At 42.0% G+C, this 16286-nt stretch carries 13 protein-coding genes; 11 read left to right on the top strand and 2 right to left on the bottom strand.

The genetic code is table 11. The features are described 5' to 3' along the window. Positions 1-63: 63 nt before the first annotated feature. From MKY10_RS19085 to MKY10_RS19035, 11 genes are all read left to right on the top strand, one after another. Entirely contained in the window at positions 64-1551 is a 1488-nt protein-coding gene (locus MKY10_RS19085; protein ID WP_046664049.1) for an N-acetylmuramoyl-L-alanine amidase, read from the top strand. Positions 1552-1770: 219 nt separating this feature from the next. After that, a complete protein-coding gene (tarQ, locus tag MKY10_RS19080; RefSeq protein WP_048655018.1) occupies positions 1771-3675 on the top strand; it encodes a (poly)ribitol-phosphate teichoic acid beta-D-glucosyltransferase TarQ in 1905 nt (634 codons plus the stop codon). 234 nt (positions 3676-3909) lie between these two features. Then, the gene (locus MKY10_RS19075) at positions 3910-4569 is read left to right on the top strand and encodes a sugar transferase (RefSeq protein ID WP_003242561.1); all 660 of its coding nucleotides are present in this window, start codon (positions 3910-3912) and stop codon (positions 4567-4569) included. 55 nt (positions 4570-4624) lie between these two features. After that, positions 4625-6076 carry an MOP flippase family protein gene (locus tag MKY10_RS19070; protein WP_029725996.1) on the top strand — a complete coding sequence of 484 codons (1452 nt, stop codon included), beginning with the start codon at positions 4625-4627 and terminating at the stop codon, positions 6074-6076. After that, positions 6073-7242 carry a glycosyltransferase family 4 protein gene (locus MKY10_RS19065; protein WP_048655017.1) on the top strand — a complete coding sequence of 390 codons (1170 nt, stop codon included), beginning with the start codon at positions 6073-6075 and terminating at the stop codon, positions 7240-7242. The genes MKY10_RS19070 and MKY10_RS19065 overlap by 4 nt, the downstream gene beginning before the upstream one ends. Positions 7243-7303: 61 nt before the next feature. Further along, on the top strand, positions 7304-8689 hold the full coding sequence (gene tuaD / locus MKY10_RS19060) for a UDP-glucose 6-dehydrogenase TuaD (RefSeq protein ID WP_080348104.1): 1386 nt from the start codon (positions 7304-7306) through the stop codon (positions 8687-8689). 84 nt (positions 8690-8773) lie between these two features. Further along, positions 8774-10240, top strand: a complete 1467-nt coding sequence (tuaE, locus tag MKY10_RS19055; protein WP_048655015.1) for a teichuronic acid biosynthesis protein TuaE — start codon at positions 8774-8776, stop codon at positions 10238-10240. A gap of 28 nt (positions 10241-10268) precedes the next feature. Continuing rightward, the gene (locus tag MKY10_RS19050; RefSeq protein ID WP_015714805.1) at positions 10269-10949 is read left to right on the top strand and encodes a Wzz/FepE/Etk N-terminal domain-containing protein; all 681 of its coding nucleotides are present in this window, start codon (positions 10269-10271) and stop codon (positions 10947-10949) included. A gap of 23 nt (positions 10950-10972) precedes the next feature. Then, positions 10973-11731 carry a glycosyltransferase family 2 protein gene (locus MKY10_RS19045; RefSeq protein ID WP_003242619.1) on the top strand — a complete coding sequence of 253 codons (759 nt, stop codon included), beginning with the start codon at positions 10973-10975 and terminating at the stop codon, positions 11729-11731. Between the two features lie 28 nt (positions 11732-11759). Next, complete coding sequence (locus MKY10_RS19040; RefSeq protein WP_072692828.1) at positions 11760-12953, top strand: glycosyltransferase family 1 protein; 1194 nt, start codon at positions 11760-11762, stop codon at positions 12951-12953. A gap of 144 nt (positions 12954-13097) precedes the next feature. Beyond that, positions 13098-14174 (top strand): MraY family glycosyltransferase, encoded by a 1077-nt coding sequence (locus MKY10_RS19035; RefSeq protein WP_003227975.1) that lies wholly within the window; start codon positions 13098-13100, stop codon positions 14172-14174. A gap of 73 nt (positions 14175-14247) precedes the next feature. Here the strand turns inward: MKY10_RS19035 and tagV are convergent, their stop codons facing one another. After that, complete coding sequence (gene tagV / locus MKY10_RS19030) at positions 14248-15423, bottom strand: polyisoprenyl-teichoic acid--peptidoglycan teichoic acid transferase TagV (protein WP_015251114.1); 1176 nt, start codon at positions 15421-15423, stop codon at positions 14248-14250. Next, a complete protein-coding gene (locus tag MKY10_RS19025) occupies positions 15423-16076 on the bottom strand; it encodes a YigZ family protein (RefSeq protein ID WP_003227979.1) in 654 nt (217 codons plus the stop codon). Before MKY10_RS19025 ends, tagV begins: the two co-directional genes overlap by 1 nt. Between the last annotated feature and the right edge of the window lie 210 nt (positions 16077-16286).

Below are 16286 nucleotides of genomic sequence, written 5' to 3'. Positions count from 1 at the left end.
GAGATGCCTCCTTTGTTCGTTATTTGATTTATGGATCATTATGAATCTTTGGAGGGACTATCTTTGCGGATCTTTCTTAAAAGCATACCTATGCTGATACTAGGAGTCGTGTTATTTGTACCAAATGCGTTTGCGGCCAACTCTGTTACAAGGCTGGATGGAGCAAGCAGATATGAGGTTGCAGTAAATGTATCAAAACAAGGCTGGAGCAGTGCGGGCACGGTTGTTATAGCAAACGGAACAGCGTATGCAGATGTATTAACTGCTGCACCTTTGGCTTACAAATACAATGCTCCGATTCTATTGACGGAATCATCTAAACTGACTACACCGACTAAAGACAGAATCAGCCAGCTTAAACCGAGCAAGGTCATCGTCATTGGCGGAACGATCAGTGTTTCTAACAACGTTGTAAGCGACATTAAAAAATTGGGTATTTCCAATGTGGAACGGATCGGCGGAAGAAGCCGCTATGAAGTTGCTCAAAATATTTCTAAAAAATTGTCTTCAAATTCAAAAGCAGTAATCGCAAATGGAATGGCATATGCTGACAGTCTGGCAATCGGTTCTTATGCTGCCCGTAACGGTATTCCAATTCTACTGACGACTGCAAGCTCTATTCCCGAACCAACGAAAAATGCGATGAACAGCAAAGGAACAACATCGACTATTGTGGTCGGGGGAGAAATCAGTGTCTCAAAAAGCGTTTACAGCCAGTTGCCATCACCAACAAGAATCGGCGGGAACAGCCGTTTTGAAGTGGCTGCCAACATAGCGAAAAAGTATTATTCTTCATCAAAAGCTGCATTTGTCAGCAATGGCTATCAATATGCAGATGCTTTAGCGGGTTCTGTGCTGGCGGCGAAGCAAAATCGCCCAATGCTATTTACTGACGCCGGTTCATTGCCGACTGCGACAAGAACAGTCATCGGATCAAATAGCAAGAATACCTTCACAGTTCTTGGGGGAACTATTTCAGTGACAACAAATGTCGTGAACCAGCTTAAAAATGTAATTGTAGGCAAAAAGGTATTTGTGGATGCAGGACACGGTGGTTATGACAGCGGCGCGGTAGGTAATGGTTTAAAAGAGAAAGATGTTAACCTTGCCGTTGCTAAGCTTGTAAACAGCAAACTTTCCAATGGTGGAGCCATTCCGATTATGGCCAGATCTACAGATGTTTTCTTAGAGCTTTCAGAGCGGGTTGCAAAAGCAAAAAGCAATAATGCAAACCTGTTTGTGAGTATTCACGCCAATTCAGCAACTCCTGCTGCAACAGGTACTGAAACCTACTATTATACAAAGTATGAGTCAGCGAATAGCAAACGGCTTGCGACAGAAATACAAAACAGACTCTATAAAGCACTCAATACTCAAAACCGCGGCGTGAAAATCGGGAATTTCCATGTCATCAGAGAATCAACGATGCCGAGCAGTTTAGCGGAGCTGGCGTTCATTTCAAATGCGAACGACGCAAGTAAGTTAAAGAGTGCTTTGTATCAAGAAAAAGCAGCTCAAGCAATATATGAAGGAATCATTGGATATTATTAGGGGATTAAATTAGTAGACATCAATAGCGGCTTGCCGGCAGAACCCATCAGGAATTGCCGGCAAGCTTTTTTATACGATAAAATGAGAAAAATTTTAAACCACATATGCTATGTAAAAGTTTAACAAAATTTAAGGTTAGACCTATTCTTATTGACAGATGTTTTTGATATAATTATCAGGCAAAAATATAACCGAACCATTAGGGTAGTGAGGTAATCGATGAAAATAAGCATTGTTATCCCTGTATATAATTCAGAAGATCTTATTTCCGAATGTCTTGACAGCTTAGTTAATCAAACGATGCCAAAAGAGGATTATGAGATTATATGTGTTGATGATAAATCTACGGATTCATCTTTAGACATTTTGAATCAATATAAAAAGAAATATGAAAATATAGTTGTTATTGAAAGAACGGTAAATTCAGGCGGTCCAGGTGCGCCGCGGAATGATGCAATAAAAATTGCCAAAGGTGAATACATCCTGTTTGTTGATTCCGATGACTATCTAGGCAATGAAGCATTGTTAAGATGGTACAATTTCTCAAAAGAGAATGATTCAGATATTACTTTAGGTAAGTTAAAAGGGATAAACGGCCGAGGTGTTCCCAAATCAATGTTTAAGGAAACGAACCCGGATGTTGATTTGGTTGATTCCAAAATTGTTTTTACATTGGGACCCCAAAAACTGTTTAAAGCCTCACTTTTAAAAGAAAATAAAATTACCTTCCCTACTCACATAAAAGCAGCGGAAGATCAGGTCTTCACAATGAACGCTTATTTAAAAGCAAAGAAGATTTCTGTTTCAGCTGACTATGATTATTACTATCTGGTCAAAAGAGACGGTGAGCATATGAGTGTTGCTTATGTTCCCCCAGAGAACTTTTATGGAGCAATGGAAGATATTATTTCTGCTATCAAGGCTAGTGACCTGGAAGAAGCAAGAAAAATTAAACTGATGGCAGTATTTTTAAACAGGCATTTCGATTTTTCACGGACAAAAAATGTCACAATAAAAATGAAGACAGATGAAGAAAGAGCTGAATGGTTTAAATATTTGTCTTCATTTATTCATGCAGTACCTGAAGAGGCTGATCAATTTTTGCTTCCGCATATCAAATTGCGGCTGCTGTTTATTCGGAATAATGATTTGCAGGGGTTAACCCAGTATGAGCGTGAAGAACAAGACATTAAAAAGTTCTGTGTTGTAAATAACGGGGATATAATTGCACGTTATCCGAGCTTAGAACGTTATCAAATTTCTGAAGAGTTATTAAAAGTAAATTATAAAAATAAGCTTGAACATTATCTGCAGAATATTGAATTTAGTGATCACAGCCTCAGCATTCAAGGAACCATTAAACACAAATTGTTGAATGATGAAACGAATCAAAATCAATCTCTGACAGGAGTATTTGTTCATCGCGATACAAAGGCGGAAAAATACATTGCGCCGGCTAAGTATGAAAATTCAACATTTACATTTGAGTGCAAGTTTGATGAACTGGCATCTGCAGAAGAAGATTTAGGCGTTTGGGATTTCTTTATTGAATCGTCAATAGATGGCTATAAATTAAGGGCGAGAATCGGAAACAAGCGTGCTGCGTATAAGTATTCAACAAACACGATGTATTTAGGGCATAATGCGTTGTTTGTCTTCAGTGCAAGACCATATTTCACAATGAACTACGATAATCTTTCGATTGATATAAAGAAACATGCCTATACAGAAGCAGAACTTTCATATGAAACTGAATCAAAAGATTTATCATTTATTTTTAAAGATAAGCAAATCTGTTTGCCAAATCATTCAAAAATGATTGTGAATACCGGACAGTCTGAAATCTCATTACCGGTAAAACGTATAGAGTTAGAGCCTAATTGCACAAAATTGACGGTAAACGTGCAGAGTTTGCTTGAACAGCTAGCTCATGTAAAGAAAGAGCGATTAATTGAATTTGCGATAAACACTTCTCAAAATAAAATCAGTGCAAAAGTGGATAACCAAGCAATTGTCCTGGACACAAGGAATGTGGAACGAAAATCCATGTTATTCTTTAGTAAAATGGTTGAGGTTCAATACAAGCTGTTAACCTCTAAATCAAAGTTTTATTTTCAATATTAAATGCTTCACAACGAAAAGAGACAAATCAGTAAAATGATTTGTCTCTTTTTTTAAACAATATGCTTAATTTTTAAAAAAAGTGTCTAAAACAATAAAAAGTTTACGGATAAATGTCAGAAAAAATAACAAATTCACACTTCTTAACATACCATTTACATCCAATTAACATCCGTCTGCTAAACTGACTGGCATAGGTCATCATAACATCCCAAACAAATCGTGAGGTGTGTGTCAGTGAGTGCAGAGAAAAGCATGAATGTGAGTCGTGAATTCTCAGTTCAACAAATACATTCTTTTACATTATCTGAAAAGACGGCTCGTTATTTGGCAATAAAGCGCGTAATGGATATTTGGTTTGCGCTCATTGGGTTGGCGATTGCGCTGCCAATGATTGCGGTATTTTCAATTTTGATTTGTTTGGAGACGCCGGGGCCTGCCATTTATACGCAGGAACGCGTAGGGAAAGGCGGGAAGCCATTTAAGCTTTATAAGCTTCGTTCCATGAAAATAGATGCCGAGAAGTCTGGGGCGGTTTGGGCACAGAAGCAAGATCCGCGGGTGACAAGGATCGGAGCTTTTATCAGAAGAACGAGAATTGACGAGCTTCCTCAGCTGTTTAATGTGCTGAAAGGCGATATGAGTATGATTGGCCCTCGTCCGGAACGGCCCGTATTTACGGAAAAATTCCAGAATGAGATTCCAGGCTTTACACAGCGTCTGGCTGTTAAACCAGGATTGAGCGGCTGGGCTCAGGTGAACGGCGGTTACGATATGACGCCGAAGGAAAAGCTGATATTTGATTTATATTACATTCGCAATCTGACTTTCACTTTAGAATTAAAAATTATGTTAAAAACTTGTAAAGTAGTTTGGACGGGTGATGGTGCAAGATAAAACGGAATGCCATTATTCACCATCAATCTGAGCTTAAAAAGAAGTAGGGAATATGATGCCAAGTATTACAAAACAAATCATGAGCGGTGCAAAGTGGACAAGTATTTCAACCATGTGTATTACAATCATACAAATTGTTCAGTTTGCCCTGCTTGGAAATATGATGACCTTAACAGAATTTGGGCTTGTCGGCATGATCACAACGGTTACAGTTTTCGCCCAGATTGTGCTCGATATGGGTTTTGGCGCAGCATTAATTCAGAGAGACGACGCGACGGAGCGCCAGCTGTCAACATTGTATTGGCTTAACATTATGACGGGCGTTTTGCTGTTTGTTCTTTTATATGTGAGCAGTCCTGTCATTGCGGGATTTTATCAAAGAGAAGAGCTGGTGTTTCTGGTTCGGATTCTGGCGATTATGTTTTTGATCGCGCCAATTGGACAGCAATATCAGTATATGCTGCAAAAGCAGCTGCATTTTAATACGTTAAGCAAAATAGAGATTTTTTCAAATGTATTGTCATTCGGATATTTAGCGATAGCGGTTTTTATGATGGATGCGATTTTGGCGTATGTGATTTCTCAAGTCCTGCTGCAGTCCAGTAAAGGGATTTTATATTGGGCTGTATACCGAAAAAAGTGGCATCCTGCTTTTGTTTTTGATTTGAGAGGCATGAAGGATTTCTTTTCTTTTGGAGCCTTTCAGCTTTCATCCCGTCTTGTGAACAGACTGGGAGCAAATATCGACATGATTTTGATCGGCCGGTTTATTGGTGCTGAAGCATTGGGGATTTATAACCTCGCTTATCAGATTGTCACCATTCCGGTTTTGAAGATCAATCCGATTGTCACACGGGTGGCATTCCCTGTTTTCGCAAAAAACAAATATGAAAACAGCGTGATCAGAGAAGGCTTTCTGAATATGACAAAAATGCTGGCGCTTGTTTCGTTTCCGCTGTTAATCGGGCTCGTGTCTGTGTCAGACGCCTTTATCACAGCGGTTTTCGGAGAAAAGTGGCTTGCTGCTGTTCCGATCCTAAATGTTCTGGCGATTGTCGGAATACTAAGAGTGCTTATGAATCCAAATGGATCTGTGTTGCTGGCTAAAGGAAGAGCTGACTTAGCGTTTTATTGGGATTCTGGCGTGCTGCTGCTGTACGGATTATCACTGTTTGCAGCTGTACAGACGGGAAGCCTGCTGACAGTCGCATGGGTGTATGCCATTATCAGTGTTGTTAATTTCCTGATCGGGCGCTGGCTTTTGGCATATGTCATCAAGCTTAACCTTTCAGCTTATTTCCAGTCGATTATGAAGCCATTTCTGATTACTGCGGCGATGGGCATCATCGCGTTTGGTGTAAGCCTCAGTACCGAACACTTCAGTATGCAGGCAGAAATGCGGCTGGCCATTTCAGTTGCGGCCGGGGCGCTGTGCTATCTCTTTCTTTTGGTAAAAGCGTACCCTCAAACGAAAAGCAAACTACTAAGAAAAGGACGTTTGTCATGAAGATTTTGTGGATCACAAGCGTATATCCGAGCAGTATGAAACCCGGAGAGGGTGTGTTTCATGAGACACAGGTGCAAGAGCTGCAAAAACTCGGGCTTGATATCACTGTGATATGCCCACGGCCTTTTCATTCAGCGCCTGTCCGCATGCTGAAAAAGACATATCGAAAAAAGGATGCCAGACCGGAGTATGAGGTTAGAAAGGGGATACCGGTTTACCGGCCTTTCTATCGGGCAGTTCCCGGCCAGCTGAAGTGGGCGCAGCCTCATCGGAGAATCGCATCAGCCGTTTTAAAAACCATGAAACAGCGCGGTCTATATCCGGATCTGATCCATGCTCATTTTGCCATGCCATCGGGCGGGGCTGCGGCAGTCGTGTCAGAGTCCACGCAAATTCCTTATGTCCTGACCTTGCATGGCAGTGATGTGAATGTCTATCCGCATTACAGCAAAGGAGCGTTTAAAGCCTTCAAGCGTGCCGTAGGTTCTGCGTCAGTTGTTTTAGCAGTCAGCCACAAGCTTCAGGAAGAAGCCAAAAAGCTTTCGGGCTTTGACAGCTCGGTTTTGCCAATTGGCATACAGCTCAGCCGTTTTCAGGAGAATGAGGAGACGAAAGAGGAAATCAGAGAAAGACTCGGACTCCCGCTTGATCAGCGTCTGGCTGTCTATGTCGGCCGGCTGGTCAGAGAGAAAGGCATTTTTGAACTGTCTGAAGCGATCGAATCGCTGCAGGACCCACCTCAGGCAGTCTTTGTCGGGGATGGTCCCGCAAAATCGACGCTGACGCAGAAGGGGCATATCGTCACAGGCCAAGTGCCGAATCATCATGTAAGAGACTATTTACTTGCGGCAGATCTATTCGTGCTTCCTTCTTACAGTGAGGGGATGCCGACTGTTGTGATTGAGGCGCTGGCGCTAAGGGTTCCTGTTATCTGTACGGATGTTGGCGGAGTGTCGTCTTTGTTCGGAAAGCACCAACATCTGCTGATTAAACCGAAATCCGCTCAAGCCTTGGCGGAAGCGATCACTCGGTACGAACATGAGCAAATATGGAAGCCGGAAGTAGCAGATGACTTATATGAAACCGTGCAGGCTCAATTTGACGCAGGAAAAAACGCCAAGGCCTTGCATCATCAGTATCAGACGGTCACGAAAACGTCCGTTTAATCGTAAGAAACTGCGACCAATATAAATAGGAAGATCATTTTACAGGAGAGGGATGAGCGCTGTGAAAAAAATAGCTGTCATTGGAACAGGTTATGTAGGACTCGTATCAGGCACTTGCTTTGCGGAGATCGGCAATAAAGTTGTTTGCTGTGATATCGATGAATCAAAAATCAGAAGTCTGAAAAATGGGGTAATCCCAATCTATGAACCAGGGCTTGCAGACTTAGTTGAAAAAAATGTGCTAGATCAGCGCCTGACCTTTACGAACGATATCCCGTCCGCCATTCGGGCCTCAGATATTATTTATATTGCAGTCGGAACGCCTATGTCCAAAACAGGTGAAGCTGATTTAACGTACGTCAAAGCGGCGGCGAAAACAATCGGTGAGCATCTTAACGGCTACAAAGTGATCGTAAATAAAAGCACAGTCCCGGTTGGAACAGGGAAACTGGTGCAATCTATCGTTCAAAAAGCCTCAAAGGGGAGATACTCATTTGATGTTGTATCTAACCCTGAATTCCTTCGGGAAGGGTCAGCGATTCATGACACGATGAATATGGAGCGTGCCGTGATTGGTTCAACAAGTCATAAAGCCGCTGCCATCATTGAGGAACTTCATCAGCCATTCCATGCTCCTGTCATTAAAACAAACCTAGAAAGTGCAGAAATGATTAAGTACGCCGCGAATGCATTTCTGGCGACAAAGATTTCCTTTATCAACGATATTGCAAACATTTGTGAGCGAGTCGGCGCAGACGTCTCAAAAGTTGCTGATGGTGTTGGTCTTGACAGCCGTATCGGCAGAAAGTTCCTTAAAGCGGGTATTGGATTCGGCGGTTCATGTTTTCCAAAGGATACAACCGCGCTGCTTCAAATCGCAAAATCGGCAGGCTATCCATTCAAGCTCATCGAAGCTGTCATTGAAACGAACGAGAAGCAGCGTGTTCATATTGTAGATAAACTTTTGACTGTTATGGGAAGCGTCAAAGGGAGAACCATTTCAGTCCTGGGATTAGCCTTCAAACCGAATACGAACGATGTGAGATCCGCTCCAGCGCTTGATATTATCCCAATGCTGCAGCAGCTGGGCGCCCATGTAAAAGCATACGATCCGATTGCTATTCCTGAAGCTTCAGCGATCCTTGGCGAACAGGTCGAGTATTACACAGATGTGTATGCTGCGATGGAAGACACTGATGCATGCCTGATTTTAACGGATTGGCCGGAAGTAAAAGAAATGGAGCTTGTAAAAGTAAAAAACCTCTTAAAACAGCCAGTCATCATCGATGGCAGAAATTTATTTTCACTTGAAGAGATGCAGGCAGCCGGATACATTTATCACTCTATCGGCCGTCCCGCTGTTCGGGGAACGGAACCCTCTGACAAATATTTTCCGGGCTTGCCGCTTGAAGAATTGGCTAAAGACTTGGGAAGCGTCAATTTATAAAAAGAAAAAGTGTTACTTGGTTGAAGCTGCCGGCTGCTAGGCTCGGCCGCCGGCTCCTGAAACATCAGGAAAGGGGTTAAACATGTGAGTATCAAACGATCAGCGGTCCATACGCTAGCGTTACTGGCCGCTGCTATATTTGGAGTCGTCCTATTGCTGGGAGCCATCCATAAAGATATAGGTTTCATGCAGATGGCTGTTGTGCTTGCGGTGTTGGCAATTGGCATGTTTTTACTGACGCTTGCAACCGCATTTACAACAAAAGAACGGCTCTTTATGGCTGTAATCTATATTTTGATCGCCTGCACTTTTTTAAATAATGCATTTTTCGCTATTCATCTTGGATTTTTCAGTTTGTTCCTTTACCGGCTTCTGCTCATTGCAGCGGGTTGCCTTCATATTTTCGGCATGGTTCGGAATCGAACCCATATTGAAAGATGGCATGGGCTGCAAGTAAAAGGGATATTGCTCTTTTTCGCCTTTTGGTTTATATATGGCCTTGTTTCTCTGCTATGGGCCAAGTCGGTAACAGTTGGCCTCAAGTATTTAGCCTTATTGGCAATGGGAATTTTCTTCATTTATCTTATTGTCATGTACGTGCAAAAAATGGAGCGGCTGATGATTGTTTATGCCATTTGGCTGGTGATGACGGTATTTCTGATGATCATTGGTTTTTACAATCATATCACCCACCATCATCTTGCGAGTTCCACATTGTACAGCGGACCGGAGTATAAGCAGCATTATCCGACATCGGTCTTTTTTAATCAAAATGACTTTGCGACCTTTTTATCCATCAGCTTCTTTTTTTACATCACGATGATGAAAAACATTAAGAATGGATACATCAAGGCAATTGGCCTTGTGCTCTCGCTCTGTGCGTTGTATTTAATTTTTGCCACTGGTTCAAGAGCCAGCCTTCTGGGCATTTTTGCAGGTATTGCTGTCTACATCTTCATTGTATTGCCGCCTGTTTTAAAGAGAATGGCTATATGGCTGTCGGCGGCGGGAATTGCTCTTTTCGCAGTTCTTTTCGCCAGCAAAATCTATTCAAAGTTTTGGGAGCTGTTTCTGGCCCCGCAGACGCTGCATTCATTTCATGACAGGCTTCCATCAAATGTGGCTCGGGCAAATCTGCTGAAAAACGCTTGGCATTTTTTCCTTGATTCATACGGATTCGGAGTCGGGGCAGGAAATGTATCCTATTATCTTGAGCATTATGCTGTATATGATACTGACAATGTGGCAGAGGTGCATAACTGGCTTGTTGAAATTCTGGCTAATTTTGGCTTGTTCATCATGCTGGGATATCTGTCCGTTTATGCCTACCTCATATGGGTGCTTTACAAGTTTTATGAAAGAAAATTAGAAAATCAGTCAAAACTGATCACAGAAGGACTTATTACCGCTATGGTCAGTTTCCTGGTATCAAGTATCAGCCCAAGCTCTGTTTCAAATTTATTTTTCCATTGGGTGTTTATGGCGCTCGTCATCGCGGCCGTGAATGTGTTAAGGCGATCCAGACAAATGCCTGAGCCGATGTACAGATAAACAGACTACAAAAAGCAGGGAGACTTATATGAACGATATATTGATAAGAATAGCCCGTCGCATAAAAAAAAATATCATTTGGATCATAGCGGTGCCAATTATATTAGGTGCGGCGGGGTATATCCTGCCGTCACAGATCGCTGATCAAAAGAGCTATACAGCTGAAGATACTTTGGCTGTGGGGAGCTATGATCATCCGGTTTATAACAGCACAGAAGAGATTCCGCTTCTATTAAAGAGCGACTCTTTTTTGAAGGAGGCGCTTCCTGATGAAAAGGATGAAGATGTAGCAGAGATCAAAGAGAAGCTTACAATCAAAACGGAATCCAAATCGTTACTGACTTTAAGCTATAGCGACGAGGATAAGGATAAAACGGAATCTGTCTTAAAAGCCATTTCCTCCACCTTCCTCAAAAACGATCAAAAGCTGTATGCAGAAAGAGAAGCCGTCATCCGCAGCAGCATAGACGCGCTTGAAGGCGAGTCGGTGAGCGAGGATTCCAAAGTGGATAAAGAGAGATTTTTGTATGAGCTCAAAAACACACAGCTTAACCTGAAAGCGGCAAGTGTTACTGATTCCGAAACCGTAAGTGAGACAGCAGGCGGCGGTATGTCTCCGAAAAAGAAAGCAGTTCTCGGCGTTATGATTGGCCTTACGATTGCCTTTATGTTCGTTGTCATTCCTGAATTTTTCAGAGAATCCTTTTAAAATCATACGATGGAGATGTGATCATGACCAATTGGAAACCTCTCGTATCTGTCATTACACCTTCCTATAATGCGCGTGACTATATTGAAGACACGGTTCATTCGGTATTAGATCAGAGCCATCCTCATTGGGAAATGATTATCGTGGATGATTGCTCAACGGATGGGACCCGCGACATTTTACAGCAGTATGAAAAAATAGACGAAAGAATTCATGTGGTGTATCTGGAAGAGAACTCCGGAGCTGCGGTTGCTCGCAACAAAGCGTTGGAACGCGCTCAAGGGCGCTACGTAGCATTTTTGGACAGTGATGACAAATGGAAAAAAGACAAACTGGAAAAGCAGCTTGAGTTTATGATGGAGCGCTCCTGTGCGTTTTCTTTCACGGGCTACAGCTTAATGGCGCAGGACGGGACCCCACTCGATAAATTTATTCATGCGCCGGAAAGCCTGACGTACGATGACGCCCTGAAAAATACAATTATCGGCTGCTTGACGGTGATGATTGACAGGGAGCAAACGGGACAGATCCAAATGCCGAATATCAGAACGAGACAGGACTTAGCCACATGGCTGTCTCTTTTAAAAAAAGGATTTACTGCCTATGGAATGAATGAATGCCTGGCTGAATATCGGCTTGTCAATAACTCAATTTCCAGCAACAAATGGAAGGCTGCGAAAAAAACGTGGTTTGTCTACAGGGAGATCGAACGGCTTCATTTTATGAAAGCAACATGGTGTTTTGTTCAATATGCAAAAAACGCGGTGAAAAAAAGATTATAGCCGCAAACAGAGAGAAAAGGTGATGAAGGTGGAAACAAAAGAAGCAATCATTCATGTCATCGTTGCCACTGCTGAATGGGGAAAAGACCAATTGAGATACAGAAGGCACCGGCTGGCAGAATTTTTAGCTGCTCAGGAGGAAACGAAGGAAGTTATTTGGGTATGTCCGGCTCCGCGTGCCCAAGGGAAAGAGTTTCAGGAAGTCCATTCTGGCATCAGGCAATTCGCTGTCAAAGACCTGCTGCAGAAAAAAATGTTTCGTTTCGGACGATATACAGATGTTTTTTACAGACATAAGCTCTCCCCATTACTCGATGAGCTTACACCTGCTTCTGCAAACGGTGAACGCTGCTGTTTATGGTACACGTTTCCCGGATTCCCGCTGCTGTCTTCGCTGTATCCTTGGGATCAGGTCATTTATGACTGCAGTGACTTATGGGCGGCGCCGATCAGCGGCCGATCAAATCTGCTGTCTGAATTCCGGCGAAAAGTCATTAAAACGGCAGAGCTGAGAATTATACAACGAGCAGATTCAATAACCTGTTCATCAGATTATCTTCACAAGGAAGTAGACAAAAAACTGACTGCAGGACGAGAAAAGGTTCATACTGTGGAAAACGGTGTGGAGTATGAGCTGTTTTCTGCACATAAACAAGCTCCCGATCGCAGTATACTGCAGGGGAGAGAAGGAACGGTGTTAGGCTTTATTGGCGGGATTAAACCGAAGCTCGATTTTAAAATGATTAAAGAAGCGGCACTGCAAAAGCCTGATTGGACATTTTTATGGGTTGGCCCGGATGCCACCAATGGTGATGTTTCGTTTCAAGAGCTGCTGAGGCTTCCCAATGTCATATGGACCGGTCCGGCAGATCCAAAAGAAGTGCCTCATTATATGGAGCTTATCGACATTGGCATCATGCCATATAAACAATCACCGTATAATCAAGCTGTGTTTCCGCTGAAACTATTTGAATTTTTAGCGGCAGGAAAACCTGTTGTAGGCACTAATCTTCCGTCAACCTCAAAAATGCAAAAGCCGTATGTATACGAATATGTAGAAGGTGATCATCCAATTGATTTTATAGCAGCTTGTGAAAAAGTTCTCGGACAAAACGGAGACGAAACCTATAAAGAAATGCGCCGAAACATCGCTCGCACACAAGATTGGAATTGCTTATTTAGACAAATTATGAAATATACAGGGATTCAAAAACATGCGTAGTCCTATAAATTGGGATGCGCGTTTTTTGATTATACGTGTTTCTTTTTGATGAAGCTTGTTATAATAACTAAGGAGAAGGTATAATGGAAGGAACGGTTCTCTATATAAATAAAGACTTCATTTAATTCCAAAGGAGACTTCTTTATGCTTGACGAACGCATGATTCGCATTGTTGTTGCGTTTATTGTCTCGCTGCTGACAGTTTTAATCATAACCCCAATCGTAAAAAGGATTGCGATTAAAATAGGTGCAGTTGACCAGCCCAGCAATCGAAAAGTACATGACAAAATCATGCCCCGCATGGGCGGGCTGGCCATATTTATCGGGGTGGTTGCAGGCGTGCTTGCATCCGGTATTTACACAGAAACAAGGATGACGGCAATTACAGTCGGAGCATTCATCATTATTGTGTTAGGTATTCTTGACGATAAATATCAATTAAGTGCAAAAGTTAAGTTTTTGATTCAATTAGGTGTAGCCATTATGATTGTAAGCACTGGCTTAAAAATGGACTTTTTCTCAGTACCTTTTTTAACAGAACGATTTGAGTTAGGATGGATGGCTTATCCGCTGACGGTATTATGGATTGTCGGCATCACGAACGCAATTAACCTGATTGATGGATTGGATGGCCTTGCTGCCGGTCTTTCTGTTATCGGCCTGTCAACGATTGCTGTCATGGCGCTATCCGGCGGAAAAGTACTCATTCTGTCACTCTCATTAGTCGTTATTGCCAGCACGCTGGGGTTTTTGTTTTACAACTTCCATCCGGCAAAAATCTTTATGGGAGATACGGGATCACTGTTTTTAGGGTATAGTATCTCGATTCTTTCATTATTAGGCCTGTATAAAAGTGTCACATTGTTCAGTATCGTTATCCCGATTATTATATTAGGCGTACCGATTTTTGATACAACATTTGCTATCATCAGAAGAATATTAAACAAACAGCCGATTTCAGCGCCGGATAAGTCGCATATTCACCATAGACTGATGGCCTTTGGCCTTTCACATCGGATGTCGGTCTTAGTTATTTATTTAATTGGATTTATTTTCAGTATCAGTGCGATTGTACTTAAAAGTGCCACAATTTGGCTTTCTTTGTTTATTATCTTCATTTTAATTATTTTTATGCAAATCATAGCAGAAGTGACAGGACTCGTGAATGAAAAATTTAAGCCGTTTACAAAGTTTTATAAACGGCTGGTGAAAAGGAATTAAAAATTCCGGCTTATGTGCCGGAGTTTTTTTTCTGCGCAAAAATGCCCGATCCTCTAAAAGGACCGGGCATTTTTTAATAGGATGAATCAGTTGTTGAATTCGTTGTACTGTTGTTTGAGCTTGTGCTGCTGTCATTCGAATAGCTGCTTCCGCTCGTCGTCCCGTCAGTTGTTGTGCCAGTGCTGCCAGAACTGCTTGAGCTGTCAGTCCCGTCTGTTGCACTTCCGGTACCGGAAGTGCCAGTGCTTGTATCAGGAGTATAATCTAAATGCTCTTGAAGCGTTTTTCTGACTTTCTCGAGATTTGTAGCATCAGGTTCAAAGTAATATGTGTTGTTAGGCCCTAAATACAAATCAGAACCTGTAATGCTCAATGTGTCGATTTTTTTGCTGGTAAAGCCGCTGTAAATCTGCTGAAGCGCTAAACCTTCAGTAATGCGAATATTGGTTTCAACGTTTTCGCTGGCTTTTTCTGCGATTTTATCAATTTTAGCAATGTTGCTTGCACTTGACATGCGGTCAATCAGCGCGTTTAAGATTTGTTTTTGTCTGTCATTACGGCCAAAGTCTCCGCGTTTATCCTGTTTTCTCATCCGGGCATATGCTAAGGCTTCTTCGCCGTTCAAATGCATCTCGCCTTTTTTGAAGTAAATCCGTTTGCTTTCGTCTACGTCACTTTTTTCATCGAAATCGAAAGGCACGTCTACATCAATACCGCCGACTTCATTAATCACATCTTTAAATCCGTCAAAATCAACTGTGACATATTTATCAATCGGGATTTGCAAGAAGTTTTCAACAGTTTCAACTGTCTCATCTTTACCGCCTTTGCTGTAAGCGGCATTGATCTTCGTCTTGCTTCCCGTTGTGTCACCAGCTAATTGCACACGTGTGTCACGCGGAATGCTCAGCATTTTCATGGTTTTATTTTTGGGATCCAGGGTAACAACAATAAGAGAGTCTGATCTCCCTTTTTGTCCTTTAGTCGCGTAATCCTCTATTCCCATAAATAAAATAGAAAATGGTTTTTTCTTCATGTCGACAACTTCGTTGCGAAGATTTGATTTATTCCCGCGGGATAGGGCATCGTACGATTCATCCGCAGCGTTAATGGTTTTATAAAGTTTATACCCGCCAAGCCCTACAACTACCAATAGTGCAAGGGCGAACAATAACATAATTCTTTTTAAAATTTTCCTGCGTTTGCTCTTTTTCTTTTTTCGCACACGCACTCTAACGCGTTCAGCCATTATTCAGTCTCCTTTATGTGATTGACGGCTTTTTCAAGATACGTCAACTCTCCCTCTTTAATATCACTCTTTCCATTTGTCAGTTCTGTCATCCATTCAGAAAAAGCGTTTGTTTCTTTTTCTTCGACGTATGTTTCGAATTCAACATTTTCTGAATAATGGATTTCCTTTAACAGAAATTGTGACTCCCTTAATTCATTTTCAATCTTGCCAAGCCATGTGTAATCTGCAGAAGTATGCATGATTCGCATAAGCTTCCGTTCTACAACGCCTATATGATTTAATCCTTCAGACACTGATTTCCCATAAGCGCGAATTAATCCGCCAGCACCAAGCTTAATGCCTCCGAAGTAGCGTGTAACGACGGCGCAAGTATCCTTCAGCCTGCGTTTTTTTAAAACCTCGAGCATCGGCACTCCCGCTGTACCGCTTGGTTCCCCGTCATCATTGGCTTTTTGGATATGATCATTCTCGCCAATAACATAAGCCGAGCAATTATGAGTCGCATTCCAGTGCTGTTTCTTTATTTTCTGTATAAATTCCTGTGCCTCTTGTTCGGTAGAAACACGGCTTAAATGACAGATAAAACGCGATTTTTCTATAACAATCTCGTGTTCTCCTGCTTCTTTCACAGTAAAATAGCTGTGCAGCATGCTAGCTGACCCTCCTGCTAAGCATAAAAGACTGCCTATACAAATTCGTACAGTCTTTAGAATTTTTGTGCGTATTTTGGTATCATAAAGAGTAGATAGTATATAAAAATGTTTTTTTCTAGAATATACGCATTCTTTCATTATAATTCGACATAATTTGCAGATCAATTACATTTATAATAAAAATATATGACAACGCCGTGACGGAGG

It is taken from the genome of Bacillus sp. FSL P4-0290 (assembly GCF_037975435.1).
Lineage (GTDB): Bacteria > Bacillota > Bacilli > Bacillales > Bacillaceae > Bacillus > Bacillus subtilis.
Note: the sequence above shows the minus strand (reverse complement) of the source record. Positions and strands in the feature narration are given on the sequence as shown.